Source organism: Arthrobacter mobilis (assembly GCF_012395835.1).
Lineage (GTDB): Bacteria > Actinomycetota > Actinomycetes > Actinomycetales > Micrococcaceae > Crystallibacter > Crystallibacter mobilis.
Map to the genome: position 1 here is coordinate 136,218 of NZ_JAAZSQ010000006.1, position 26,063 is coordinate 162,280.

The following is a 26,063-nucleotide window of genomic DNA, read 5'->3' on the forward strand; positions in this document are numbered from 1 at the left end:
GTCGTGGACCGTCTGCTTGCGGTGCATCCAGGCCGCGTAGGTGACGCCGTCGGAGTCCTTGATGTCCTCGGACACGCGGAAGCCCAGGTCCTCGAGGTACTTGCGCCCGCGGGGGACGTCCGGGATGACCTGGTTGAAGTGGTCCAGGCGCACCAGCTCGCCCGCGGAGTAGAGGTCGTAGCGCATGTGCAGCCGCTCGACGTGGTCGGTCTCGTAGAAGAACTCGTACGGGAAGCCCAGCGGGTCCTCGACGCGGACCGAGTCGCCGATGCCCTTGACGAAGCCTTCCTTGCGGCGCTCGGTACGGCAGCCGAGCTCCTGGTAGTAGGCCTCGGCCTTGTCCACGTCCTCCGGGGTGCGGACCCGGTAGGAGAAGGCGGCGACGGCGGCGACCGGGCCCTTGCGCAGCACCAGGTTGTGGTGGATGAACTCCTCGAAGGAGCGCAGGTAGATCGCGTTCTCGTCCTCTTCGGTCACGTGCAGGCCGAGCAGGTCCACGTAGAACGCGCGGGACTTCGCCAGGTCGGTGACCACGATTTCCATGTACGCACAGCGGACGATGTCCGGGGCCGGGACGGAGGGCTTGGGAATCTCGTTGCTCATTGTTCCTTCTTCTTTCGTCGCTGAAGCTGTCAGTAGTCGATTTCGGAGGCTTCCACGACGCCGAACTTCGGCGTGTGGACCTTGCCCAGGGTGATGTGCACAGCCTGCTGGTCGGTGTAGAAGTCGATCGAGCGGTAGCCGCCCTCGTGGCCCAGGCCCGAAGCCTTCACGCCCCCGAACGGGGTGCGCAGGTCGCGGACGTTGTGGCTGTTCAGCCACACCATGCCGGCCTCGACGTTCTGCGCGAAGTTGTGCGCGCGGGTCAGGTTCTGGGTCCAGATGTAGGCGGCCAGCCCGTACTTGGTGTTGTTGGCCAGCTCCAGGGCCTCTTCGTCGGTGTCGAACGGGGTGATCGCCACGACCGGGCCGAAGATCTCCTCCTGGAAGATCCGGGCATCCGGGGCCACGTCGGCGAAGACGGTGGGGGCGACGTAGTTGCCCTCGGGCAGGTGCTCGGGGCGGCCGCCGCCGGCCAGCAGCCGGCCCTCGGTCTTGCCGATCTCGACGTAGCTCATGACCTTCTTGTAGTGCTCCGGGTGCACGAGCGCGCCGACCTGGGTCTTCGGGTCGTGCGGGTCGCCGACCACAATGTTCTTGGCACGGGCGGCGTACTTCTCGAGGAACTCCTCGTAGACGCCGCGCTCGACTAGGATGCGCGAGCCTGCCGTGCAGCGCTCGCCGTTGAGGGAGAAGACCCCGAACAGCGCCGAATCGATGGCGGCGTCCAGGTCGGCGTCGGCGAAGACCACGCAGGGGCTCTTGCCGCCGAGCTCCATGGACAGGCCCTTCAGGTTCGCTGCCGCGTTGCGGAAGATGGTCTGGCCGGTGGTGGTCTCGCCGGTGAAGGAGATCAGCGGAACGTCCGGGTGCTTGACCAGCGCATCGCCGGCTTCCTCGCCCAGGCCGTTGACCAGGTTGAAAACACCGGCGGGCACGCCTGCGGCGGTGAAGATGTCGGCCCACAGCGAAGCCGAGAGCGGGGTGAACTCGGCCGGCTTCAGCACCACGGTGTTGCCGGTGGCCAGGGCCGGGGCGAGCTTCCAGGACTCGAGCATGAACGGGGTGTTCCACGGGGTGATCAGGCCCGCCACGCCGATGGGCTTGCGGTTGACGTAGTTGATCTGCGAGCCGGGCACCTTCATGGCGTCGTCGAACTGGGCGACGATCAGGTCGGCGAAGAAGCGGAAGTTCTCCGCCGCGCGCAGCGCCTGGCCCTTGGCCTGGGTGATCGGCAGGCCGGTGTCGAAGGTCTCCATCTCGGCCAGGCGGTCTTCCTGGGCCTCGACGGCGTCGGCGATCCGGTTCAGCACGCGGGCCCGCTCGCGCGGCTTCATCTTCGGCCACGGGCCGTTGGTGAAGGCCTCGCGGGCGGCAGCGACGGCGGCGTCGATGTCCGCCTTCTGCCCGGCCGCTGCCGTGGCGTAGGTCTGGTTGGTCACCGGGTCCAGCACATCGAACGTCTCGCCGCCGACGGAATCGACGAACTTGCCGTTGATGAAGTGCTGGATGTGGGTGGGCAGGTTCTCGGGAACGTAGTGCTCGGCCACGATCTACCTTTCTTTCTGGGGGTTGTTCTCGGTGGTCTGTCAGATGGCGGAGGGCGGCTGGTTCTGCTGCGCCATGTAGGCGTTCAGCGTGGCCGTCCGGTGCGCCCGGGCGGCCATCTCGATCTCGTGCAGGTCGGCGCCGGATTCGATCAGTGCCAGCAGCTTCTCGTGTTCCTCCACGGATTGGCGGGCGCGCCCCGGGACCAGGTCGAAGGTGGAGGCGCGCATCGCGCTGAGCCTGTTCCAGCCGCGGTGGACCAGGTCCAGGATGTGCGGGTTGGGGCAGTGCCCGTACAGGATCGCGTGGAAATCGTTGTTGATCCGGCTGAAGCGGGCCGGCTCGAAGTTCTCCAGGCAGGCGCGCAGCTCGCGGTTCAGGTAGCGCGCCCTGGTGATGTCCTCGGCGGTGATCAGCGGGGCCGCCAGGGCCGTGGCCGCGCCCTCGATCACGCTCAGGGTCTGCATCGTGTGCAGGTAGAGCATGGCATCGACGCCGGCCACGGTGGCCCCGACATTGCGCTCGAATGTCACCAGGCCCTCGGCCTCCAGCCGGCGCAGCGCCTCGCGCACGGGCACCACGCTGAAGCCCAGCTCATCGGCGATCGTGCTGAGTACCAGGCGGTAGCCCGGGACCAGGCTGCCGCTGGTGATGCGCTCCTTGAGGGTCTCGTAGGCCTGCTCCGACTTGGAGACGGCGGCCGCGGGGCCCGCGGGGGTGAGGGTGGACATCGCAGGATCCGTTACTGTTCGCCGCGGGCCGCGACCCATTCGCGGTACTTGGCCAGCCACTTGGCGTTCATCGGGAAGAGGCCGTCAACCTTATGGCCTTCCTTGACCATTTCGAAGACGAAAGCGTCCTGGCGCTCCTGCTCGACGGCTTCATCGGCCACTTCCTCGGCCAGCGACGGCGGCAGCACCAGGATGCCGTCCTCGTCGGCCACAATGATGTCACCGGGCTGGACGGTCGTGCCGCCGCAGGCAACGGTGACGTCCGTGTCCCAGGGGACGTGCTTGCGGCCCAGCACCGCCGGGTGGGCATTGGAGTAGAAGGCCGGGATGTCCAGTCCGGCGACGGCCGACAGGTCGCGCACGCCGCCGTCGGTAATCACTCCGGCGGCTCCGCGCACCTGGGCGCGCAGGGCCAGGATGTCCCCGAGCGTGCCCGCTCCCTTTTCGCCGCGGGCCTCCATCACCAGTACATCGCCTTCGTTCAGCGCGTCGATGATGCGCTTCTGCGCGTTGTAACCGCCGCCGTGGGTCTTGAACAGGTCCTCGCGGTTGGGCACGTAGCGCAGGGTGCGCGCGGTGCCGATCACCTTGCGGCCCGTCTTGGTCGGCTGCAGGCCGTCGATGCTGACGTTGTTCAGGCCGCGCTTGCGCAGGGCAGCGGAAATGGTCGCCGTGGCCACCGACGCCAGCTTGGCCTTCAGTTCCTCGGTCAGCACCGGAGCCTGGGGCTCGAGCCCGGCGGCTTCGGCGGAACCGTAGGCCTCCTCGCGGTCCTTGTCGGTGACCTTGGGCAGGTCGCCGAAGTCGGCGAAGGGCTCCTCGCCCTGGGTGACCGTCGTGGTCAGCCGGCCGCTGCTTAGGCCGATAGAGCCTTCGCGGGGCACAGTGTCGACCTCCACCTCGACGACGTCGCCGGGGACGATCACGGAGGAGCCGGCCGGCGTGCCGGTGAGGATGATGTCGCCCGGCTCCAGGGTCATCAGCTGGGACAGGTCCGCCACGATCTGTGCGAACGGGAAGATCAGCGCGTCCGTGGTGTCTTCCTGGACGAGCCCACCGTTGACCCAGGTGCGGATCCGCAGGCCTGCGGGATCAACCAGCTCGGCCGGGATCAGGGCCGGCCCGACCGGGGTGAAGCCGTCCCCGGACTTGGATCGGATGTTGGAGCCCTTGTCCGCGTACTTGATGTCGTACACGCCAAGGTCGTTGCTGGCGGTGACGGCGCCGACGTAGCTCCAGGCCTCGTCCAGGCCCACCCGCCGGGCCGGCTTGCCGATGACCAGGGCCACCTCGCCCTCGAAGGCGAGCAGTTCGGTGCCTGCGGGGCGCTCCACGGTGCCGCCGGACAGGCTCAGCGACGAGGAGGCCTTCATGAAGTAGGACGGGGTGGCCGGAATGCGGCCGCGCTGGGCCGCCCGGGAATGGTAGGAGAGGTGGACGGCCAGGACCTTGCCGGCGTTCTTCAGCACGGCGGCGTCCACCGGCTGCAGCCGGCTGTCCTGCGAAACTTCCTGGGCAATGTTGCCTTCGGACAAAGCATCCTCCTGTGGGGTCCAGCCTGCGGCGGACGGGCTGTGAGGGGTACAAGCTGTGATGTACGAAATCGTATACGATCCATCATGGCCTGTGCCAGCCATCACGTCAAGGCCTCGGCCGGACTTTTCCGCGGGTCCCGGCTCCAGCTTCCGGCACCGTGGCCGGGGAAACCCGACTGTGCGCTGTGCGCCACTTTTTCTTCGCTCACACCAAACAATCCGGCCGGGGCGCGGACCTAAGGTGAATGCCAAGAACGGGAAAAGCCGGCGCCGGACGCCGGGCCGATCCCCGGGAAAACCTGCCACTTTCTTAAGGAGAATGCGATGACTGCACAGCTGCAGGACGTCAGCAGCGGACTGGATGCCCGCGAACTGCGCAACACCTTCGGCAACTTCGCCACCGGCGTCACCGTGGTGACCTACGAGCATGAGGGCCAGGTCCTGGGCGCCACGGTCAACTCCTTCACCTCCGTTTCCATGGAGCCGGCATTGGTGCTGGTGTCCCTGATGCGCTCGTCCAAGGCCGGGCAGTTGCTGGACGGCCGCCCCTTCGCAATCAACATCCTCAATGACGCCCAGCATGCCACCGCGCTGCAGTTTGCCGGCAAGCCCCAGGACGGACATGCCATCGAGTGGAACCTCGACGGCGAGGCCCCGCGGCTGGCCGACTCGCTGGCCTGGTTCACCTGCCGCCCCTGGCGGCAGTACGACGGCGGCGACCACGTGCTGGTCGTTGGCGAAGTCGCCGGCTTCGGCCACCGTCCCGACGCCGAGCCGCTGGTCTTCTACCGCGGCGGCTGGCGCGCCGTTTCCTAATCCTTCCGATCGCCTCATACTTCGAACATGCAACAAGGAGAACATCGCATGACCGCCACGACGACCGAGCAGCCGATGATGGTTGACGGCAAGGTGACCCGGCCGATGAACGGCAAGGAATACCTGGAGAGCATCCGGGACGACCGTGAGGTCTACATCTACGGCGAGCGGGTCAAGGACGTCACCACCCACCCGGCGTTCCGCAACTCCGCCCGGATGATCGCCCGCCAGTACGACGCGCTGCACGATCCGGCCACCAAGGACGTGCTGACAGTGCCCACGGACACCGGCAACGGCGGCTACACCCACGCCTGGTTCCGTGCCCCCAAGTCCTCCGAGGACCTGCTGGCCGGCCGCGACGCCATCGCCGCCTGGGCCCGGCAGTCCTACGGCTGGATGGGCCGTTCCCCGGACTACAAGGGCTCCTTCCTGGCTTCCCTCGGCGCCAACGACGAGTTCTACAACCCCTACGAGCAGAACGCGCACCGCTGGTACAAGGAGGCCCAGGAAAAGGTCCTCTACTGGAACCACGCGATCGTCAACCCGCCGATCGACCGCAACCGCCCGGCGGACGAGGTTGGCGACGTCTTCGTGCACGTGAAGAAGGAAACCGACGCCGGCATCGTGCTCTCCGGCGCCAAGGTCGTGGCCACCGGCTCGGCGATCACCAACATGAACTTCATCGCGCATTACGGGATGCCGATCAAGGATAAGCGCTTCGCCGTCGTCGCAACCCTGCCGATGAATGCCCCGGGCATGAAGTTGATCTCCCGCGCCTCCTACGCGATGACCGCCGACGTGATGGGCAGCCCGTTCGATTACCCGCTCTCCTCCCGCCTGGACGAGAACGACGCGATCCTGGTGCTCGACGACGTGCTGGTCCCGTGGGAGAACGTCTTCGTCTACGGCGATGTGGAGAAGGTCTCCCAGTACTCGGTGAAGTCCGGGTTCAAGGCCCGCCTGCTGCTGCACGGCTGCACCCGGCTGGCCGTGAAAATGGACTTCCTCACCGGGCTGCTGGTCAAGGCCTTGGAGCTGACCGGCACCTCGGACTTCCGCGGCGTGCAGACGCGGATCGGCGAGGTCATGGCCATCCGGCACCTGTTCTGGTCCCTGTCCGAGGCCATGGCCCGCAACCCGGAGCCGTGGAAGGGCGGCCGCGAGGGCTACGTACAGCCGGACCGCATCGCGTCGATGGCCTACTCCTGGTTCTCCACCCAGCAGTACCCGAAGATCCGCGAGATCGTGCAGAAGGATCTGGGCTCGGCGCTGATCTACCTGAACTCCAACGTTGCAGACTTCCACAATGAGGACATCCGCCCGTACCTGGACAAGTATGTGCGCGGCTCCGGCGGGATCGAGGCCATGCAGCGGGTCAAGACCATGAAGGCGCTCTGGGACGCCACGAACTCAGAGTTCGGGTCCCGGCACGAGCTCTATGAGCGGAACTACCAGGGCAACCATGAGGGCGTGCGCCTGGAGATCCTGAACGTGACCAAGGGATATGGGCTGACCCAGCAGTTCACCGACTTCGCCGACCAGTTCATGAGCGAGTACGACGAGAACGGCTGGACGGTGCCGGACCTGTTCGGCAATGAGGACGTTAACATGATTGGAAAGTTCAACTTCTAACGTGTGGGGCAGGCCCTGCGTGCCGCTGGTGCGCCACGCTTCGGACCCGCCTGCCCACCCTTAGCCAAAGGTTCCCGTCATTGGCAGCAGCAACGGTGTCTTCCGTCGATATCTCCGACCTGACCGAATGGAGACGGACGGTGGCATCGTTGCTGCTGCCATTGGACATCCAGACCGATGACGAGAACTTCCATGCCAGGATTGACGCCATTACCGTCAATGGCATCCGGCTGTTCACCGTCAGTGCCACCAGGCACTGGCTGGAGCGGACCGCGCGGCTCGCTTCCTCCGGCGCCGACCCGTTCTTCAGCATCTCCCTGCAGCTGGAGGGTTCCAGCACCATCAGCCAGCACGGTCACCGGGACCTGCTGCTGCCGGGGGACTTCACCGTCTACGACTCCACCGTCCCCTACGAGCGCCGCTTCGAGGCCGACTCGACCTCGCTGGTGGTGATGTTCCCGCAGCAGCTGATCAACCTGCCGCCCAAGGCGCTGGCGGGCATCGCCGGGATGCGGATTTCCGGCGCCGAGGGACTGGGGGCCATCGTGTCCGCGTTCCTGGCCGGGGTGGCCCGCAACCTGACGGCGCTGGAAGGGCGCCTGGGCCTGAGCATGGCGGCGTCCATGGTGGACCTGGTCACCGCCGCCTTCTCCGAGAAGATGGGCATTGTCGCCCCGAACCGTTCCCGCCCGCGGCTGGAACAGATGATGGCCATCCGCGAGTCCATCATGGCCAGGCTGCCGGATCCGGACCTGACCCCGGACGCCATCGCGGCCGAGCACTTCATTTCCACCCGCCAGCTGCACATCCTCTTCCGCGAGCAGGGCACCACCGTGTCCACCTGGATCCGGGAACGCCGCCTGGAGATGGTCCGGCGCGAGCTGGTGGACCCGCTCCAGGAGACCGAGAGCATCCGGACCTTGGCCGAGCGCTGGGGCTTTCCGGACGCCACGCACTTCTCCCGCATATTCAAGGAAGCCTACGGCGTAACCCCGCGCCGGTACCGCCAGGACGCCCTGGGAACTGCCGGCTAGCCCACGGTGGGAGCGCGGTTCGGGGGAGTGGGCACAATCACGCCCCCGGTCGTCGCCGGGCCGCCGGTATCCGCCACGCGCAGGGCGGGAATTTGTCCGGCCGCTGCCTCCGGCGCCAGATGCGCGGTGACCGTCGGCTCGGACCAGGACCGCAAGGTGACGGCGACATCGTGCGCGCTGGGCCGCGCTGCCGCCTCCCGGGCCGTCATCGCGCCCAGCAGGCGGACCCAGTCGGGGCCGAGGAAGTCCGGAATCTCCGGATCGCGGAGCAGCCGGGCCACTGCCGCTTCGACCCCCGGGCCGGGAAACGCCTTCTCGCCCGTGAGGCATTCGATCAGCACCAGACCCAGGGAGTAAATATCGGTGGCCGGCGTGATCGTTTCGCCCAGTGCCTGTTCCGGGCTGAGGTAGTTGGCGGTGCCGATCGTGGCTCCCTGCGAGGTGGCAGTGGGTGCCTCCATCAGCCGGGCGACGCCGAAATCGGTGAGCCTGGGGTGGTGGCGGGTGTCCGTGCCGCCGCCGCTGAGCAGGATGTTCGCCGGCTTGATGTCACGATGGATGACACCTTCCTGGTGGATGTACGCCAGCGCATCCGCCAGGTCCGCGCCGATCTGTGCCACGTCCGCGGGCGGCAGCGGGCCACGCTCCAGCCGGCGGCGCAGGTCTTCGCCCTCGATCAGCTCCATCACCAGGTAGCTGGTCATCGCGCCGGAGGAATCCCGGTGCAGCCCGGCGTCCAGCAGCGTCACCAGCCCGGGATGGTTCAGCCTGGCCAGCAGCAGCGTTTCGGTGTGCTGCCGGCGGTACCTGTCGTCGTCCTCGGTCGTGGGCAAAAAAACCTTGACCGCCACCTCGCGCCCCAGCGCCTCATCCGTTGCGCGGTACACGGAAGCACCCCCGCCGCTGCCGAGGAGTTCACCCGTTCTGTATCGGCCCCCCAAAAGCATCTGCGCATCGCCTCCGAGCCGCCGAAATTGATCAGTCTGCTGTTGTTATACGGAAGATTGTACCCGCAGATCCGCCCAGGACCCCGCCCGGACGGCGAGGTCCTGGGCGGTGAATTAATTGGCCAGGAAGTCGATGGCGGCGTTCTTGAAGGCCCGCGAGGTGACCGCATTTGCGTGCGTCCGCGCCGGCAGCCACAGCACCTCGGCGTTGCCGCTGAGCCGGGCCAGCTCCTCGGCGGTCCGCGCCAGCTCGTCCTTCTCACCGGCCACCAGCAGCAGCGGCATGTGCGGCACGGCGTCCGAGGGCACGAACGGCTCGATCTTGATCGCCTCGATCATCGTCAGCAGCGCGTACAGGTCGTTGCTGGGCACGAGCTTGGCCATGCGCAGCAGTTCGGCGGTGGTCGGGTCCTCGATCGGGGTGCCGTCGGCCAGATAGCGCTGAGCCGCCGGCAGGTCGAAGTCCGCCAGCGGATCGTGCACGCTGGGGCCGCCCAGGACCATCCGGCGCACCAGCTCCGGCTGGGTGGCTCCGAATTCCCAGGCCAGCCGCGCGCCCAGCGAATAGCCGATGATGTCCACGCCGGTGGCGTCGTCGCCGTCCTTCAGCGGCCGCACGTGTGCGTTCTGGACCAGCTGCAGCAGGTCCGCCCGGATCCGGCTGGGGGAGTAGGCGTCCATCTCCTCCGGGGCGGGGCTGCCGCCGTGGCCGGGCAGGTCCACCGTCACCACCCGGCGGCCGGCCTGGGTCAGGGCCGTGATCCAGCCGGCGTCCTCCCAGTTCAGCTTCGCCGAGGAGGCGAAGCCGTGCAGCAGGATCACCGGCCGGCGCGGCCCGGTCGTTCCCTCGGCGGCCTCGTGGATCTGCACGTTCAGGTGCGGGTCCACGCCTTCGACGAGGCGGTCCAGGTGGGCTCCCATATTGTCCGTCCTTTACCTCGGATCGTTACGACAGGCCTGCGGGCTGGTCAGTCTTCGTCCGGCACGGGGCTCAGCCGCACCCGGCGCTTCGGCGCCTCTTCCTTCGGCACAGTGCCCACAATACCTGCGGTGTCGTCCGGAACCTCGAAGACGATCAGGGGATCGCCCACCTTGATTGTGTCCCCGGGCTCGCCGTGGATCTTCACGACCTTGCCGGCCTGCGGGGACGGCAGCTCGACGGCGGACTTGGTCGTTTCCACCTCCACGAGCGGGTGGTTGCGTTCCACCCGGTCGCCCTCGGCGACCAGCCACTCCAGCACGGTGGCCTCGATCAGACCCTCGCCCAGGTCCGGCAGGGGAAAGGAAATTTCAGCCACGGCGGTACTCCAATACTCGCTGGATCCCGAAAAGGATGCGGTCGATGTTGGGGATGTATTCGTCTTCCAGGTCTCCGGAAGGGTACGGAACGTCGAAGCCGGTCACGCGTTCCACCGGCGCGCGCAGTGTGCCGAAGCAGCGTTCGGTGATGAGCGCGGCGACTTCGGCGCCGAGACCGGCGGTCAGCGGCGCCTCATGGACGACGACGGCGCGGCGCGTCTTCGAAACCGACGCGGCCAGCCCCGCGGTGTCGATCGGCTTGAGCCAGCGCAGGTCCAGCACTTCCACCTCGATGCCGTCCTCGGCGGCGAGCTCGGCAACCTGCAGGCAGCGGGCGACCATCGCACCCCAGGCCACCAGGGTCACATGCTTGCCCGTCCGCGCCACGCGCGAACCGCCCGGCTGGAAGCCGGCACCGCCGACATTCACCGGGCCCTTCTGCCAGTAGCGGGACTTCGGCTCCATGAAGATCACCGGATCCGGCCGCGTGGCCGCGTGCTTCAGGAGGTGGTAGGCCTGCTCCGGGTCGGCCGGGGAGACGACCTTGAGCCCGGGCACGTGCGCGAAGAGCGATTCGAGCGACTCGCCGTGGTGCTCGGGGGCGCGGATGCCGCCGAAGCTGGGCACGCGCAGGGTGATCGGCATCGGCAGCGTGCCGCGGCTGCGGTAGTTCATCCGGCCCACCTGGCAGACGATCTGGTTGATCGCCGGGTAGGCGAAGCCGTCGAACTGCACCTCCGGGATGGGGTGGTAACCGGCCATGGCCAGGCCCACGGACATGCCGAGGATGCCGGATTCAGCCAGCGGGGTGTCGAATACACGCTGTTCGCCGAAGCGGGCCTGCAGCCCGTCGGTGATCCGGAAGACGCCGCCGAGCCGGCCCACGTCCTCGCCGAGGATGACCGTGCGCGGATTCTCTTCCATCACGTCGGCCAGGGCACGATTCAGCGCCTGCTGCATCGAAAGCGTCTCCACGCGTCCTTCGGCGCCCTCGGCCGCAGCGGGGGCGGTAACCGTTTCGGCATGCCCCTTGGCCTGCGCGGCATCGGCCGCTTCACGGTTGGCCTGCGCGGCGTCGAGGTCGCCCAGGGTCATGTGCTCAGACATGTTCGGACTCCTCCCGCCAGGCGGCAGCTTGGGCCTTGAGTGCCTCAGTAGGTTCCTGGTAGACGAAATCGAACATCTCCGTCCCAGGGCGCGGGCCGAGGGCCTCCAGCCCGGTGCGGATCTGCTCCTCTTCGGCCTTCGCGGCAGCCAGCGCGTCGGCGAAAAATGCTTCGTCGGCGATGCCGGCCTCCAGCAGCCGGGCGCGCATCCGGGCCAGCGGGTCCTCGCCGGCAGCGGCGCGTTCCTCGTCCAGCGTCCGGTACCGTCCCGGGTCGTCGCTGGTCGAGTGCGGTCCGCGCCGGTAGGTCATGGCCTCGATGACAGCGGGGCCGTTGCCGGCCCGGGCATGGGCCAGGGCCGCGGCCGTGGCCTGGGCGACGGCGACGACGTCGTTGCCGTCCACCTGCAGCGACGGGATGCCGTAGCCGGCCGCCCGGGCCGCCACCGATCCGCCGGCCACCTGGCGCTCGGTGGGCACCGAGATGGCCCAGCCGTTGTTCTGGACGAAGAAGACCACCGGGGCCTTCAGGACGGCGGCGAAGTTCATCGCCTCGTGGACGTCGCCCTGCGAGCTGGCGCCGTCGCCGAAGTAGGTGATGGCGGCGCCGCGCTCCTGCCCGGGTTCTGCGTCGAGGGTCTGGGCGTGGGCCCAGCCGACGGCGTGCAGCACCGAGCCGGCGACCACTGCCTGGATCGGGGCGAACCGGCTGGCCGCCGGATCGTAGAGCCCGCCGTGCCAGACGGCCTTGTGGGTGGACATGTACTGGACCATGTCCACGCCTGCGGTGCGGGCCACGCCCATTTCCCGGTACGTGGGGAAGACGAAGTCCCGCGTCATGTCCAGGGCGAAGCCGCTGCCGACCTGCGCGGCCTCCTGGCCCAGTTCGGGCGCGTAGCCGGGGATCAGGCCCTGGCGCTGCCAGCGGATGGCGGATTCATCCAGATGGCGCACGGCCACCATCAGCCGGTACAGCTGCCTGAGCTGGTCCGCGCTCAGTTCGGGCAGGTTTGCCTGCTCCACCGCGAGCTCGAGTGCCATCCGCGCTCCTTCGTGTGTCCGTCCTGCCGGCGGGGTCGGGCCGGTGCTTTCCTGGTGCTGCCAGTGACGATACTCACGTCGAAAATCGTGTTCAATATGCAGCTGGGAGACGAGGCAAAGTGCGCAATTGGTTCACTCTCTTCCCGGGCCAGTCTGACAGTTTGTTAGCTAGGGTCGTGTGTTGTCCTCGCCGCAAACCTGGATTTGGCTGGTCCAGGGCCCCTTGTATTCCACGTAGTCCTTGCAGACGGTGCCACCCCAGTAGACATGCTCGTAGGAGTCCGCCTGTGAAGCGATACGGACGAAGGGCCGGCCGTCGTCGTTGATCCTCTGGGTGTGTTCTTCACCTCCTGACAGAACCGTAAGTTCCAGCTCGAAATCGCAAAGGCGTTCCCTCGCGGAGACAAGGGCCAGGACGACGATCTGCTCGTCCTGTGCAAGGCGTATCGTCCTCGCAGGAAAGTAGGGGACCGTCCGCTCATCGTCGATGAACATTGCCGTCGCCGGACTCCGGTCCAAGTCGAAGTGCATGGCGGTAGAGGTATCGACGTGGCCGAAACCACTGGCCAGGTTGACCCGGGTGCTGTGCGCGGGGGATGAACAGCTGGTGATCGGCTCGATATTGACAATGCGCACCTGTTCGGAGCGGTTTCCGGTGAGTTCCAGGGACAGGTATTCCGGCGCGTCGCGGACTGCGCCGCGTTCGCTCAGGAGCTTGAGCTGGTCCTCGGGGGAGATGCTGCCGAGTTCGGCGAGGTCGCTGTGCGTCAGCCGGCTGCGCGGCGGAAGCACCACGGACACATTGACTTCCTGCCCGATAACCTGGACCGTGACAGGGTCCCCGGTCTCGGTCAAGCTGTTGATGACCTGCGTGAACCGGGGAACGAGCCAGTTGGTGAGCGCAAGGCCCAGGGCTGCGACCATGAGCGTGGTCAGCCAGACGGCAGGCTTCGTGAGGAAGGAGCGGATTCCGGAAGGCTTCCCCTGCGGCTTCTGTCCGGGCGGGCGGCGTCTGTCCCGGGACCTTCCCGGGCGGGATGTCTTGGCGGCCATCGCGGTATCCGGTCAGCTGTCCGATGCAGGCTTGGGTACCGCTGCAGGCTAGGCGGGGGCGGGCTGGATATTGTGGTTCAGCCGGAAGGCGTTGTCCGGGTCCCAGGCGCGCTTGAGCGCCGTCAGCCGCTCCAGCTTGTCCGGCCCGTAGACCGTCAGCGCCAGCGAGCGCGGATCCTGGCCGGGCTCGGCGCCCATGAAGTTGATGTACTGGCCGCCGGTGGCGAAGGGCCGCATGTCGGTGGCGAAGCCGCGCACGAAATTGATCCGCGCGGCGTCGTCGGCGGCGTCGTTCCAGAAGCCGTAGACATTGAGCCAGAAACGCGCGGACCGGTTCGGGAATGCGGTGGCTTCCTCGGGCACCCGGCCAAAGGCACCGCCCAGATGGTGGATGTCGAACGCCGTCCCGTGCCAGGTCTGCTCCGCCGCCCGGCCGATGATGAGGGCGATGACCTCGTCGTCGAGCCGGTCGAAGGAAGTGTTCTTCCAGTACGCCCGCACCCCTTTGGGGAAGAGTTCGTCCGTCTGGCTCTGCCACTGCACCCAGGGCACCGGCTCGACGGCTTCGGCATCCGGGGGAGCCGCCTGCCGCAGGGCGTCGACGAGCCGCTCGCCCTCTCCGCGGTCCTCCGAAGCCCAGCAGAAGCCGATGATCAGCGCCGGCTCGTCGCCCAGTTCCCAGCTTGGCGGCGGCACGATCACGGTAATAATCGAGGTCAGCTCATCGGGCAGCTCCCGGGTCCAGTGCTCCCAGGCCTGCAGTGCGATCGTCCAGTGTTCGGGGCCGTAGTAGACCAGGTTGCCGGAGAAGACCTCGGATGGCAGCGGGCGGGCGCGGAAGGTGAAGGAGGTGGCCACGCCGAAGTTGCCGCCCCCGCCGCGCAGTCCCCAGAACAGGTCCGGATTCTCGGTGTCGCTGGCGGTGGCCGGGTGGCCGCCGGCGGTAACCAGCTCAACCGAGACCAGGTTGTCGGCCGCCAGGCCGTCCGCCCGGGTCAGCCAGCCGAAGCCGCCGCCCAAGGTCAGCCCGGCCACCCCGGTGGAGGAGACGACGCCGGTGGGCACGGCCAGGCCGTGCGCGGTCGTGGCTGCGTCCAGGTCCGCCAGGGTCGCCCCCGGCTGCACCCGCACCGTCCGCCGGTCCGGATCCACCTCGACGTTCCGCAGGCCACCCAGGTCCAGCACCACGCCGGCGTCGACCGTCCCGTTGCCTGCCACATTGTGGCCGCCGCCGCGGACGGCGATCGGCAGGCCTTGCCCGAGGGCGAAACGCACCGCCGGGGCAATGTCGCTTTCCGCACCGGCCCGGACAATGACGGCCGGCCGCCGGTCGATCATCGCATTCCAGACCCGGCGGGCCTCGTCATAGCCGGGGTCGGCGGCCAGCAGCACGCTGCCGGCCAACTGCTGGCGCAGGCCGGCCAGGGCGTCTTCGTCAAGCTCCGTCTGGGGATTCATCGGGGCACCTTCCGTGCGTCCCGCCGGACAGTTTCCCACAAGTGCCCGGAGGGGTTCTGTTCCAGGGCTGGTGCCGCGGGCGGCTGTCCCGCGGCCTGCAGGATGCACGGCCGCGGCAAGCCGTTGCGGCTGCGGCTTATGCCGACTCCTCCAGTATGGGCACCCCCGGCGGGCGGGGGAAGGCTTGGCAGGGTGCAGGGCCTCCCGGAGGCCCAGGCCGGCCCTGGCGCCGGCTCCGCAAGAACCGCGCCGGGCCGGGCAGGCTTTCCGGATCGGTAGGCAGAGTGTTTATTCTTTTCGGAAAGGTGTCGGCAGGATGGCCGGTAGCTTCGGGAAAGGGAGTACACGGTGCAGGTCGATTCGCTGGATGCCCGGATTGTCACACTGTTCGCCGAAGACCCGCGCATGTCGGTCCTGGAGGCTTCCCGCGTGCTGAAGGTGGCCCGGGCCACGATCCAGGCGCGGCTGGACAAGATGCAACGCGCGGGCGTGATCGCCGGCTGGGGCCCGCGGATTTCGCCCGAGGAGCTTGGCTACGTGGTCAAGGCCTACTGTTCCTTTGCCATCCGCCAGGAAGCCGGGCACGACGCGGTGGCCACCGCGCTCGCGGACATTCCCGAGGTGCTGGAGCTGCACACCGTCTCGGGGGAGAGTGACCTGCTCGCCTGCGTGGTGGCCCGCTCCAATGCGGACCTGCAGCGTGTGCTGGACGAGATCATGGCGACCAACACGATCCTGCGCTCATCCTCGGTGATTGTGCTGAACAGCCACTTCGAGGGCCGGACCCTGCCGCTGATGCAGGCTGCCTCCAGTGCCGCGGACCGCCCGTGACCCTCCTGACCCGCCCAATCCATCGACTTTGCAGGTCATGCCCATGCGGAGGCTGGGGAGTTCTAGCGGTCGTTGCAACACCTTGATTCCTTGGAGTTGCAACGACCGTGTCGTCTTTAGCGGAAAAACCGGACAGGCCGTCCGGCAGGAGAAAGTACACGCCGCGGGAGCGGGAGGGGTTCTTCCGGGCGCTGGAACGGGCCGGGTCCGTCGCGGCCGCCGCGGCGGAGCTCGGATTCAACCTGAGCACGTGCCACCGATGGGCCCGGGCGGCGGGCATCCCCGGCAGGCCCGGCGGGCCGCTGCATCCGGGCCGGGAGGAGTTCTTCCGGCTGCGGGCCTCGGGGGTGTCCCGGAAGGGGGCGGCCGCGGCGGCGGGCATCCATCCGCGCACGGCCGGGCGCTGGGAAGCGCAGTCCCTGCCGCCGAAGCTGCTTGGCCGTCAGGCCCGCTGCCAGTCCTTCGGAGAGTGTGAAGGACGTGGCGGACAAGTGCTCCGGGAAATTCCTGACGCGGCCCATGACCGATTCTGGCCATACCTCCGCCGCAGCTGGACCGTCATCCACAGCCAGGCCCCGCATTCCTGATCCACTCTGCGGATCACGCCCGTTTTTCGCCCCGGCATGGGCGTGATCTGTGAAGTCGATGGGGAGGGTAACAGATTGTGTCAGAGTGACCAAAACCCTGTAGAATACCTTCTAGTCATTCTGACTATAAGGCGGCGTGTGAAGGAGGTGGCCATGAACATGAGCTCGGCAAATGTGTCCGAACGCGCGCAGCAGCCCCCGGCCCTGGCCATCTCCACCGTGATCTTCGCCCTTCGGCCGGACTCCGAGCGGACCCGGCCCACCCTGTGGCTGCCGCTGGTGCGCCGGACCCGCCAACCGTTCCGGGATCTGTGGGCGCTGCCGGGCGGGCCGCTGAGTGCCACCGAATCCCTGCAGGATGCTGCGGCACGGAACCTGCAGGAAACCACCGGCCTGCAGCCGAGCTACCTCGAACAGCTGTATGCCTTCGGGGGCCTGGACCGCTCGCCGTCCCAGCGGGTGGTCTCGATCGTCTACTGGGCACTGGTGAAGCCGGACGAGGCGGCCCTGGCCCGGGAGACGGAGAACGTGCGCTGGTTCCGGGCGGACCGCCTGGACAAGCTGGCCTTCGACCACAACCTGATCGTGGACTATGGGCTCTGGCGGCTGCGGAACAAGGTCGAGTACGGCTCGATCGCCTACGACCTGCTCGGCGACAGGTTCACCCTTGCCCAGGTCCGCGAAGTCTACGAGGCGGTGCTGGGCCGGACGCTGGACCCGGCGAACTTCCGCCGCCACCTGCGCGCCACCCCGGACATCGAGGCAACCGACGAATACCTTCAGGGCGTGCGGCACCGGCCGCCTCGCCTGTACCGCTATACCGGCGCTGCCGCCCAGCGCAACAACGGCCCGCTCAGCCAGTCCGGCTGAGCGGCCGCACCACAGGAACCCCAGCCAGGCAGAACAACGGAGAAGACCATGGCATCAGTCACCACCACCATCGAGCTCATCACCCGCGAGGAAGCCCTGGCGCGGCCGGCCGCCGGCAGCACCTGCAGCCCGGACCTCGCCAAGGGCCCGTGGGCCTTCGACGCCCCCGCAGCTCCGGCAGCCTGGGCGCCGTCCTACGGCCCCGGTGCCTCGATGGCCGATGACGCCCCGCTCTCCACGCCCCGCCAGGGCCAGATCCCGGAGGAGTACCGGCTGGCCTCGGATGCCGAGCTGGAGGCCCGGATCCTGGCCGCGAAGCAGAAGCTGGGGGAGAAGCTGGTGATCCTGGGCCATTTCTACCAGCGCGACGAAGTGGTCAGGTACGCGGACTTCGTCGGCGACTCCTTCCAGCTGGCCCGCGCCGCGAAGGAGAAGCCGGAAGCCGAGATCATCGTCTTCTGCGGCGTGCACTTCATGGCCGAGACCGCCGACATGCTCTCCCGCCCGGAGCAGGCGGTGATCCTGCCCAACCTGGCCGCCGGCTGCTCGATGGCGGACATGGCCGACGCCGATTCGGTCCAGGCCTGCTGGGAGCAGCTCGCCGGCATCTTCGGCACCGAGCCCGACGCCGACGGAAAAATTCCGGTCATGCCCGTCACCTACATGAACTGCTCGGCGGCCCTGAAGGCCTTCGTCGGCGAGCACGGCGGCATTGTCTGCACCTCCTCCAACGCCGCCACCGTGCTGGAATGGGCCTTCGAGCGGGCCCAGCGCGTGCTCTTCTTCCCGGACCAGCACCTGGGCCGCAACACCGCCAAGGCCATGGGCGTGCCGCTGGAGCAGATGCCGATGTGGAATCCCCGCCAGGCGCTCGGCGGCAACGACGAACAGACCCTGCTGGACTCCAGGGTGATCCTCTGGCACGGCTTCTGCTCGGTGCACAAGCGCTTCACCGTGGAGCAGATCGAGAAGGCCCGTGCCGACTACTCCGGCGTGCGGGTGATCGTGCACCCGGAGTGCCCGATGCCGGTGGTCGACGCCGCGGACGAGTCCGGATCCACCGACTACATCCGCAAGGCCATCGCCGCCGCCGAGGAGCCCACCGTCTTCGCCGTCGGCACCGAGATCAACATGGTCAACCGCCTCGCTGCCGAGTTCCCGCAGCACACCATCTTCTGCCTGGACCCGGTGATTTGCCCGTGTTCGACGATGTACCGGATCCACCCGGGCTACCTGGCCTGGGTCCTGGAAGCCTACGCCGGCACCGGGACCCTGCCAGGCGGCGAGATCCTGAACCGGATTACCGTGCCCGAGTCCGTGGCCGTGCCGGCCCGGGTGGCCCTCGAGCGGATGCTGGCTGCCCGGCCATGACCCCGGCTGTGTCCCCGGCCAAGCTGCGCGTCGTCGTCGTCGGTTCAGGCATCGCCGGCCTCTACGCCGCGGCGCTGGCGGCCCGGCGCCCGGCAACAGCCGTCACGCTGGTGACCAAGGGCGCCCTGGAGCAGAGCAACACCTGGCACGCCCAGGGCGGGATCACCGCCGTCACCGACCAAGGCCGTGCCGCGGGGGACTCCGTGGCCGCCCACGTGGCCGATACCCTGCGCGCCGGTGCGGGAATGAACGACGGCGCCGCCGTGCGCCTGCTCTGCGCCGCGGCGGGGCGGGAAATCGCCACCCTGGACCGCTGGGGCGTTCCCTTCGACCGCACCGGCGGCGGCTATGCGCTGGGCCTGGAGGGCGCGCACTCGGCACCCCGGATCCTGCACATCGGCGGGGACCGCACCGGTGCCGGCATTGCGGCAGCCCTGATCGGGCAGGTCCGGGACCTGGCCGGGGCCGGGCAGCTCCAGCTGCGCGAGCATACCGCCGTGTCCGGTCTGCTGCGCAGCGGCAGCCGGGCCGGTGCCGGCGTCACCGGCGTCCGGCTGCAACCGGCAGGCACCGGCGGCAGCAGCGGCGCCGGCACGGTCGAGGAGCTGCCGGCGGACGTCGTCGTGCTCGCCACCGGGGGCGCAGGCCAGCTCTTCGAGGCGACCACCAATCCGGCCGGAGCCACCGGCGACGGCGTGGCGCTGGCCTGGGAGGCCGGCGCAGTGCTGTCGGACCTGGAGTTCATCCAGTTCCACCCCACACTGCTGGACCCGGCCGCTACGGGCGGACAGTCCTTCATGGTCTCCGAAGCCGTCCGCGGCGAAGGGGCCCTGCTGGTCGACTCCGCCGGCGGGCGCTTTATGCCCGGCAGCCATCCGGACGCCGAACTGGCCCCGCGCGACGTCGTCTCCCGCGCCATCCACCGCCGCCAGCGCGAGCTGGCCCAGCAAGGACTGGAGCCGGTCGTCTACCTGGATGCCACGGTGGTCGCGGCGGCCAAGGGGGAGCAGTTCCTGTCCCGCCGGTTCCCGATGATCGACGCGACGGTGCGGGCCCTGGGCTTCGACTGGACCCGCCAGCCGCTGCCGGTGGTGCCCGCCTCGCACTACTGGATGGGCGGGGTGCGCACGGACCTGGATGCGCGCACCTCGGTGCCCGGGCTCTTCGCCGTCGGCGAGGTAGCCTGCACCGGCGTGCACGGGGCGAACCGGCTGGCCTCGAACTCGCTGCTGGAGGGCCTGGTCTTCGCCCGCCGGGCCGTGGAAGCCCTGGACGGGTACCGGACGGCCCCGGCCTTCGCCGCGCAGCCGCTGGCCTTCGACGAGGGGGACACCGCCTGCACGGCCGCCGGGATCCAGGCCCTGATGACTTCCGCCGCCGGCGTGGCCCGGGACGGGGCCGGGCTGGAGCTGGCGGCCAAGCAGCTGGCCGAGTGGACCGCCGGCCCCGGCGCCACCCCGGATGCCGGACCGGACAATGACACGGCGGCGCTGCTCACCGTGGCCCGGCTGGTGGCCGCCGCCGCGGCAGCCCGCCGCAACTCGGTGGGCGCACACTACCGCACCGACTTCGAACAAGCCCCCGCAGGCCGGGGACACCTCAGCTTCGTCAAAGAACAGGACCAGCCATGACCCGCATCCTCCCCGCCGACCAGCCCGCCGTGGAGCGCATTGTCGCCGCCGCGCTCGCCGAGGACGCGCCCTGGGGGGACATCACCTCCACTGCCCTGATCCCGGACTCTGCCACGGCCACCGCCGAACTCACCGCCCGCGAGCCCGGAGTCTTCGCCGGCGCCGAGGTCCTGCGCACCGTTTTCCGGCAGGTTGACGCCGCCGTCGAGGTTTCGCTCAAGGTCGCGGACGGGGACAGCTTCGGCACCGGCCAGGTGCTCGCGGTCATCAGCGGCAGCGCGCGGGCGGTCCTGCTGGGCGAGCGCGTGGCGCTGAACCTGCTCCAGCGCCTGTGCGGCATCGCCACCCTGACCGCGGCCTTCGTCCGCGAAACGGCCGGAACCAAGGCCCGGGTCGCCGACACGCGCAAGACCACTCCCGGACTGCGCGCCCTGGAACGCTTCGCCGTGCGCTGCGGCGGCGGGCACAACCACCGGTACTCGCTCTCCGACGCGGTAATGGCTAAGGACAACCACCTGGCCGTGATTACCGGCGGCAGCCGCAACCTGACCGAAGCCCTGGCCGAAGCCCGGGCCGCCCTGCCGCACACGGTGCATTTCGAGGTGGAAGTGGACTCCCCGGAGCAGATCGAGCCGGTGCTGGCCGCCGGCGTGGACACCATCATGCTGGACAACTTCAGCCTGGAGCAGCTGCGGGCCGGGGTCGAGCAGGTCGCCGGGCGGGCCCTGGTCGAGGCCAGCGGCAACGTCCGGCTGGAGACGGTGGCGCAGATTGCCGCCACCGGGGTGGACATCATCTCCTCGGGAGCGCTGACCCACAGCGTTCGGTCCCTGGACCTGGGCCTGGACATGAGCATGGGCGGCGCCGCGGACGCGCGCGCCTGAGGCATCCGGGATTGAGGCACAGCAGATGATCTACCTGGATTCGGCCGCCACGACGCCGGTACGCCGCGAAGTGCTCGAGGCCATGTGGCCGGCACTGACCCAGGACTTCGGCAACCCCTCCAGCCACCACACCGTGGGGGAGGCCGCGGCCCGGGCGCTGGAGTATGCCCGGGGCAAGGCCGCAGCGGTGCTTGGCTGCCGGCCCGGGGAAGTCATCTTCACCTCCGGCGGCACCGAGGCCAACAACCTGGCGGTCAAGGGCATTGCCCTGGCCCGGCCGCGGGGCCGGCACCTGGTCATCAGCGCCGTGGAGCATCCATCCGTCGCCGAGGCCGCAGAGTACCTGGAGCGCTTCCACGGTTTCCGCGTGACCCGCGTCCCCGTGGACCCGGACGGAACGGTGGACCTGGCCGCGCTGGAAGCCGCCCTGACGCCGGAAACCACGCTGTGCTCGGTGATGTACGCGAACAACGAGGTGGGCACCATCCAGCCCGTGGTCCGGATCGGCAGGCTCTGCCGGGCGGCAGGAGTGCCCTTCCACGTGGATGCCGTCCAGGCCGCCGGCTGGCTGCCGCTGGATGTTGCCGGACTCGGCGCCGACGCCCTGAGCGTCTCCGGGCACAAGCTGGGCGCTCCCAAGGGCAGCGGCCTGCTGTATGCGGCCGGCCGGATTGCGCTGGAGCCGCTCATCCACGGCGGCGGGCAGGAACGCGGCCGGCGGTCCGGCACCGAAAACGTGGCCGGCGCCGTCGGCACCGCCACCGCGCTGGCACTGGCCGAGGCCGAACGCACCGAGGCTGCGCCCCGGCTGGCCCGCTACCGCGACTATCTGGTGGACCAGGTCCTCGGTGCGCTGCCGGAGGCCGTGCTCACCGGCCACCGGCAGGACCGGCTGCCGGGCAGCGCCTCGTTCTGCTTCCCGGGCACCTCCGGCGAGGCCGTGCTGCTCGAGCTGGAGCGGCGCGGCATCGTCTGCTCCTCCGGGTCGGCCTGCCACGCCGGATCGGATGAGCCTTCGGCCGTCCTGCTGGCCATGGGCATCGAACCCGCCGTTGCGCAGACTGCGGTCCGGCTGACCCTGCCCGCCGCCGTGAAGGAGGCCGAAGTCGCCCTGGCCGCGCGCGCCGTCGTCGCCGCCGTGCGGCAGGTGCAGGCGCTGGCACGCTGAGCGCCCCGCACCGCCCTCATGCGGACAGGTGGGCGCGTTTAGGCAAAGCGGCCCCGGGCACGGATAATTGGTTCGGCCCCTCCGCGGGCCGGAAGATCCACCCCTGCACAGGAGCGTTCATGCGACGAGCCGTTTCGGCCCGGATTGCCGCCACCACCACCGCCAACACCTCCATGGTCTTCGCCGTGGCCGCGGTCCGGAACCCGGGCTTTGAGGCCTTCGAGGAGCAGTTGACCGTGCTGGTGAACTCCGAGCCGGTGCCGGTACGGGAACTGTCTGACGTGCACGGGGGCCGGCTCCATGTCCTGACGGTGGCCGAGCCTTCCACGGTGGAGTTGGAGTACACGGCCACTGTGGAAGGCTCGGCCGTGCCCGAAGCGGCAGACGAAGTGGAGCTGATCAAGTACGTCCGGCCCAGCCGCTACTGCGAGTCGGACCACCTGCTGCCCACCTCCTACGCCGAATTCGGTGGGCTGCGCGGCACCGGACTGCTGGCGGCGGTGCGCGACTGGGTGGGCAGGGAACTGCGCTATGTCAGCGGCTCCTCCCGCCATACTGACGGGGCGGTGCAGACGCTGCTGGCCCGCCGCGGGGTGTGCCGCGACTATGCGCACCTGGTGGTCTCGCTGCTGCGGGCCAAGGACGTTCCGGCCCGGCTGGCCGCGGTCTACGCCCCTGGCCTGGAGCCGATGGATTTCCATGCCGTCGCCGAAGCGTATGTCGACGGCGCCTGGCATGTTGTCGACGCCACCGGCCTGGCCTCCCGGCACAGCCTGCTGCGGATCGCTACCGGCCGGGATGCCTCCGACACCGCCTTCCTCTCGACAGTGGGCGGAAGCCTGTCGCTGACCCGGCTTAAGGTCACCGCGGAGATCGACGAACCCGTGCCCGACGAGGATCCGGCGGCCCTGGTCCAGCTCGGCTAGCAGCCGGCCCGCCCCATGGCCCGGGGCGGCCGGTCAGTCCCTGAAGGCCAGCATCGACAGGCTCATCACGCCGTATTTGCCGCTCGCGGCCTGCGCGCTGCCGGAGAGGAAGCCATAGTCGTTGCGCCTCATTTGGTCCAGGCGTAGCCCGCTGCCGGTCATCAGCTGCTGGTAGGTGTCCACCTGCTCCGCGCCGCCGATGCAGGCCGCCCACAGGTCGGCATTGCATACAATCTGCTGTGCCAGCTGCCGGCGGCTAACGATGTCGGCGATGGCCAGGCGGCCTCCGGGCTTCAGCACGCGGGCCGCCTCGCGGAACACGGCGGCCTTGTCCGGGGACAGATTGATGACGCCGTTGGAAATGATGCAGTCAAAGCTGGCGTCCTCGAACGGAAGGTCCTCGATGTGGCCGAAGACGAAGGACGCAGCCGGGAATCCGGCCCGCAGGGCCTCTGCCTTCTGCAGCTGCTCCTGGGTCATGTCCAGGCCCACCGCGCGCCCCTCCGGACCCACCGCGGCGGCGGCGATGAAGAGGTCCATCCCGGAACCGCAGCCCAGGTCCAGCACTGCTTCTCCCGGGGACAGCCGGGCCAGGTCGAAGAAGTAGCCGACGCCGGCGAAGGACTCAACGGCGCCCGGCGGCACCGCATCGAGGTGTTGCGGCGGATAACCCAGGCGTTCGGCCAGGGCCCGGCCCATCTCGAAGTGGTAGCGGCCCCGCGGCTCCTGCGCCACCCGCCGGTAGATCTCCTTGACCTTGGCCTCCAGTTCGGCCCGGTCCACGGTCTGGGTCCCGCTGTCCACGGCCGTGTCCGTCCCGCTGCGGACGGTTCCGATGGCATCGTTCATGGCGGTTCGCCTCTTTCCTGGCGGGCGGCCCGTCGCAGGAGCCTGCCCTGCTATTCAAGATATTAATTGAATAGTGGTTCTGTCCGGGGTAGATTGTCAAGTAACACTTGAACAGATTCCGGGAGGGTCCGGTATGGGCAGCCGCGAGGCCAAAAACGCACTGTTCGATGCCTTCGCCGCAGTGGCGAAGGCTCTGGGAAGCGGGCGCCGCGCGGAAATCGTGGACATCCTGGCCCAGGGAGAACGTTCCGTGGACGAGCTGGCCCGGGAAATCGGCCAGACCGTCGCCAATACTTCGCAGCACCTGCAGCAGTTGTTGCGCGCAGGCCTGGTGGACACCCGCCGGGACGGCAACCGGATCTACTATTCGCTCAGCGGCCCCGCGGTCTCCCGGCTGTGGGCGGCCGTGCGGCAGGTGGCGGCCGGGCACGCGGCCCGGCTTGAGGAAGTGGCGGCGGCGTATCTGGGGGACCGTTCCGGCATGACCGTGCTGACCCGGCCCGAGCTCTCGGAACGGCTCCAGGCCGGTGACGTGGTGGTCGTCGACGTCCGCCCGGACGCCGAGTTCCGTTCCGGCCACATTGCCGGGGCCCTCTCCCTGCCGGTTAGGGAGCTGGAGAAGCGGCTGGACGAACTGCCGGCCGGCCGCACCGTGGTGGCTTATTGCCGCGGACCGTTCTGTGTCTTTGCCGACGACGCCGTCCGGACCTTGCAGCGGTACGGCATTCCCGCAGCCCGGCTGGAAGAGGGCTATCCGGAGTGGGCGGCGGCCGGCCTGCCGGTGGAGGTCCACCGGCCCGGGGCCGTTCCCGGATAGGCATGCAGCATGGGAAGCGTGCGGGCGGACCGCCGGACCGAGCTCGGCCTGCGCCGGAACTGGGCACAGTTCCTGCTCCTGGTCGCGGTCAATGCCCTCGTGGGCGGCACGCTGGGCCAGGAACGCACGGTGCTGCCGCTGCTGGCGGAGGAAATTTTCGGCGTCGGCCTCTACACCGCCGCCCTGGCCTACATCTTTGCCTTCGGCCTGGCGAAGGCGGCCGGCAACTATTGCGCCGGAGTGCTGTCGGACCGCTGGGGCCGCAAGCCGGTCCTGGTCGCCGGATGGCTGGCTGCGGTCCCCGTTCCCGCCATGCTCATGTTCGGACAGGCCTGGGGGTGGATCGTGGCCGCCAATGCCGTTCTGGGCATCAGCCAGGGCCTGACCTGGTCCACCACGGTGGTGATGAAGATGGACCTCGTCGGCCCGCAGCAGCGCGGCCTGGCGATGGGTCTGAACGAAGCGGCCGGCTACCTCGGCGTCGCCGGCACAGCCCTGGCCACCGGCTACATCGCCGCGCATCACGGGCTGCGGCCCGGGCCCTTCCTGCTGGGCGCGGCCTATATCGCCATCGGCCTGGGCTTGTCCGTGCTGGCCGTCCGGGAGACCCGCCACCATGCGGCTGCGGAGGCCGGAAGCGGGCACTGGTCGGCGCCCGGCAGTACGGCCGGCAGCCTCAGCTCCCGGCAGGTTTTTATGCTCACGACCTTCCGGGACAGGACCCTGTCCTCGGTCAGCCAGGCCGGCCTGGTCAACAACCTCAACGACGGCCTGGCCTGGGGGCTGTTCCCGATCCTGTTCGCCGCGGCCGGACTGGGGGTCGCCCAGGTCGGCCTTCTGGTGGCCGCCTATCCGGCCGTCTGGGGCGCAGGCCAGCTGGTGACCGGCGTGCTCTCGGACAGGTATGGCCGCAGGAAGCTGATCGTCGGAGGCATGATGGTACAGGCGGTCGGGCTGGCCTTGGTGGCCGCCGGCGGCCGCTTCGGCCTGTGGCTGGCCGCCATGATCCTGCTGGGCGCCGGGACGGCGATGGCCTACCCGGCCCTGCTGGCGGCCATCGGCGATGTTGCGCATCCGCAGTGGCGGGCCAGCGCCGTCGGTATTTACCGGCTGTGGCGCGACGGCGGTTTTGCCGCCGGCGCGGTGCTCTCCGGGGTGGCGGCCGATGCCTTCGGCATCCCGGCCGCGGTCGCCGTCGTCGCCGTGCTGACCGCCCTCTCCGGGCTGCTGGTTGCCGTCCGCATGCCCGCCCGGCGGATTCCCTGAACCCTGCCGACTTGGCAGGTGACGCCCGTATCCGGGCCGGACACGGGCCTCATCCGGAGAATCG

24 protein-coding genes are annotated in these 26,063 nt (G+C 69.1%); 12 read left to right on the forward strand and 12 right to left on the reverse strand.

What is annotated here, in order from left to right:
• The 4 genes from HGG74_RS21540 to HGG74_RS08675 all read right to left on the reverse strand — a co-directional run.
• Window positions 1-603, reverse strand: a 603-nt coding sequence (locus tag HGG74_RS21540) for a VOC family protein (RefSeq protein WP_246262763.1), incomplete at its 3' end; no start/stop codon positions are given.
• A 29-nt stretch (window positions 604-632) separates the two neighbouring features.
• Entirely contained in the window at window positions 633-2,150 is a 1,518-nt protein-coding gene (gene hpaE, locus HGG74_RS08665) for a 5-carboxymethyl-2-hydroxymuconate semialdehyde dehydrogenase (protein ID WP_168485949.1), read from the reverse strand.
• A gap of 39 nt (window positions 2,151-2,189) precedes the next feature.
• The gene (locus tag HGG74_RS08670; RefSeq protein WP_168485950.1) at window positions 2,190-2,879 is read right to left on the reverse strand and encodes a GntR family transcriptional regulator; all 690 of its coding nucleotides are present in this window, start codon (window positions 2,877-2,879) and stop codon (window positions 2,190-2,192) included.
• Window positions 2,880-2,890: 11 nt separating this feature from the next.
• A complete protein-coding gene (locus tag HGG74_RS08675; protein WP_246262774.1) occupies window positions 2,891-4,369 on the reverse strand; it encodes a fumarylacetoacetate hydrolase family protein in 1,479 nt (492 codons plus the stop codon).
• Window positions 4,370-4,738: 369 nt separating this feature from the next.
• Here HGG74_RS08675 and HGG74_RS08680 point away from each other — a divergent pair, with 369 nt between their 5' ends.
• From HGG74_RS08680 to HGG74_RS08690, 3 genes are all read left to right on the forward strand, one after another.
• Window positions 4,739-5,230 (forward strand): flavin reductase family protein, encoded by a 492-nt coding sequence (locus HGG74_RS08680; protein WP_205761614.1) that lies wholly within the window; start codon window positions 4,739-4,741, stop codon window positions 5,228-5,230.
• 48 nt (window positions 5,231-5,278) lie between these two features.
• On the forward strand, window positions 5,279-6,862 hold the full coding sequence (locus tag HGG74_RS08685; RefSeq protein WP_168485951.1) for a 4-hydroxyphenylacetate 3-hydroxylase N-terminal domain-containing protein: 1,584 nt from the start codon (window positions 5,279-5,281) through the stop codon (window positions 6,860-6,862).
• Window positions 6,863-6,942: 80 nt separating this feature from the next.
• Window positions 6,943-7,896, forward strand: coding sequence for an AraC-like ligand-binding domain-containing protein (locus HGG74_RS08690; RefSeq protein ID WP_168485952.1), 954 nt, complete (start codon window positions 6,943-6,945; stop codon window positions 7,894-7,896).
• Here HGG74_RS08690 and HGG74_RS08695 read toward each other — a convergent pair.
• The 7 genes from HGG74_RS08695 to HGG74_RS08725 all read right to left on the reverse strand — a co-directional run bounded on the left by HGG74_RS08695 (window position 7,893) and on the right by HGG74_RS08725 (window position 14,799).
• Window positions 7,893-8,783: a serine/threonine-protein kinase gene (locus tag HGG74_RS08695; RefSeq protein WP_376766128.1), complete on the reverse strand. Its 891-nt coding sequence runs from the start codon at window positions 8,781-8,783 to the stop codon at window positions 7,893-7,895. The two genes, HGG74_RS08690 and HGG74_RS08695, sit on opposite strands and share 4 nt — an antisense overlap.
• Window positions 8,784-8,957: 174 nt before the next feature.
• A complete protein-coding gene (locus tag HGG74_RS08700; RefSeq protein ID WP_168485954.1) occupies window positions 8,958-9,764 on the reverse strand; it encodes an alpha/beta fold hydrolase in 807 nt (268 codons plus the stop codon).
• 47 nt (window positions 9,765-9,811) lie between these two features.
• Window positions 9,812-10,141 (reverse strand): biotin/lipoyl-containing protein, encoded by a 330-nt coding sequence (locus tag HGG74_RS08705; RefSeq protein ID WP_168485955.1) that lies wholly within the window; start codon window positions 10,139-10,141, stop codon window positions 9,812-9,814.
• Window positions 10,134-11,102: an alpha-ketoacid dehydrogenase subunit beta gene (locus HGG74_RS08710; protein WP_246262775.1), complete on the reverse strand. Its 969-nt coding sequence runs from the start codon at window positions 11,100-11,102 to the stop codon at window positions 10,134-10,136. The genes HGG74_RS08705 and HGG74_RS08710 overlap by 8 nt, the downstream gene beginning before the upstream one ends.
• Before the next feature lie 139 nt (window positions 11,103-11,241).
• Window positions 11,242-12,288 (reverse strand): thiamine pyrophosphate-dependent enzyme, encoded by a 1,047-nt coding sequence (locus HGG74_RS08715; RefSeq protein WP_168485957.1) that lies wholly within the window; start codon window positions 12,286-12,288, stop codon window positions 11,242-11,244.
• 168 nt (window positions 12,289-12,456) lie between these two features.
• Window positions 12,457-13,212, reverse strand: coding sequence for a hypothetical protein (locus HGG74_RS08720; protein WP_168485958.1), 756 nt, complete (start codon window positions 13,210-13,212; stop codon window positions 12,457-12,459).
• 177 nt (window positions 13,213-13,389) lie between these two features.
• On the reverse strand, window positions 13,390-14,799 hold the full coding sequence (locus HGG74_RS08725; protein ID WP_168485959.1) for an FAD-binding oxidoreductase: 1,410 nt from the start codon (window positions 14,797-14,799) through the stop codon (window positions 13,390-13,392).
• A gap of 348 nt (window positions 14,800-15,147) precedes the next feature.
• Here HGG74_RS08725 and HGG74_RS08730 point away from each other — a divergent pair, with 348 nt between their 5' ends.
• From HGG74_RS08730 to HGG74_RS08760, 7 genes are all read left to right on the forward strand, one after another.
• Window positions 15,148-15,630: an Lrp/AsnC family transcriptional regulator gene (locus HGG74_RS08730; RefSeq protein WP_168485960.1), complete on the forward strand. Its 483-nt coding sequence runs from the start codon at window positions 15,148-15,150 to the stop codon at window positions 15,628-15,630.
• A 740-nt stretch (window positions 15,631-16,370) separates the two neighbouring features.
• Window positions 16,371-17,087 (forward strand): NUDIX hydrolase, encoded by a 717-nt coding sequence (locus HGG74_RS08735; protein ID WP_168485961.1) that lies wholly within the window; start codon window positions 16,371-16,373, stop codon window positions 17,085-17,087.
• A gap of 48 nt (window positions 17,088-17,135) precedes the next feature.
• Complete coding sequence (nadA, locus tag HGG74_RS08740; protein WP_168485962.1) at window positions 17,136-18,458, forward strand: quinolinate synthase NadA; 1,323 nt, start codon at window positions 17,136-17,138, stop codon at window positions 18,456-18,458.
• Window positions 18,455-20,089: an L-aspartate oxidase gene (gene nadB, locus HGG74_RS08745; protein ID WP_168485963.1), complete on the forward strand. Its 1,635-nt coding sequence runs from the start codon at window positions 18,455-18,457 to the stop codon at window positions 20,087-20,089. The genes nadA and nadB overlap by 4 nt, the downstream gene beginning before the upstream one ends.
• Entirely contained in the window at window positions 20,086-20,973 is an 888-nt protein-coding gene (gene nadC / locus HGG74_RS08750; protein ID WP_168485964.1) for a carboxylating nicotinate-nucleotide diphosphorylase, read from the forward strand. The genes nadB and nadC overlap by 4 nt, the downstream gene beginning before the upstream one ends.
• 25 nt (window positions 20,974-20,998) lie before the next feature.
• Entirely contained in the window at window positions 20,999-22,141 is a 1,143-nt protein-coding gene (locus tag HGG74_RS08755) for a cysteine desulfurase family protein (RefSeq protein ID WP_168485965.1), read from the forward strand.
• 119 nt (window positions 22,142-22,260) lie between these two features.
• Complete coding sequence (locus HGG74_RS08760; protein WP_168485966.1) at window positions 22,261-23,067, forward strand: transglutaminase-like domain-containing protein; 807 nt, start codon at window positions 22,261-22,263, stop codon at window positions 23,065-23,067.
• 33 nt (window positions 23,068-23,100) lie between these two features.
• Here HGG74_RS08760 and HGG74_RS08765 read toward each other — a convergent pair whose 3' ends face one another.
• Window positions 23,101-23,916, reverse strand: a complete 816-nt coding sequence (locus HGG74_RS08765; RefSeq protein ID WP_168485967.1) for a methyltransferase domain-containing protein — start codon at window positions 23,914-23,916, stop codon at window positions 23,101-23,103.
• A 133-nt stretch (window positions 23,917-24,049) separates the two neighbouring features.
• Between HGG74_RS08765 and HGG74_RS08770 the strand changes: the two genes are divergently transcribed.
• Window positions 24,050-24,733, forward strand: coding sequence for an ArsR/SmtB family transcription factor (locus HGG74_RS08770; protein WP_168485968.1), 684 nt, complete (start codon window positions 24,050-24,052; stop codon window positions 24,731-24,733).
• A gap of 9 nt (window positions 24,734-24,742) precedes the next feature.
• A complete protein-coding gene (locus HGG74_RS08775) occupies window positions 24,743-25,999 on the forward strand; it encodes an MFS transporter (RefSeq protein WP_168485969.1) in 1,257 nt (418 codons plus the stop codon).
• The last annotated feature ends 64 nt before the right edge of the window (window positions 26,000-26,063 follow it).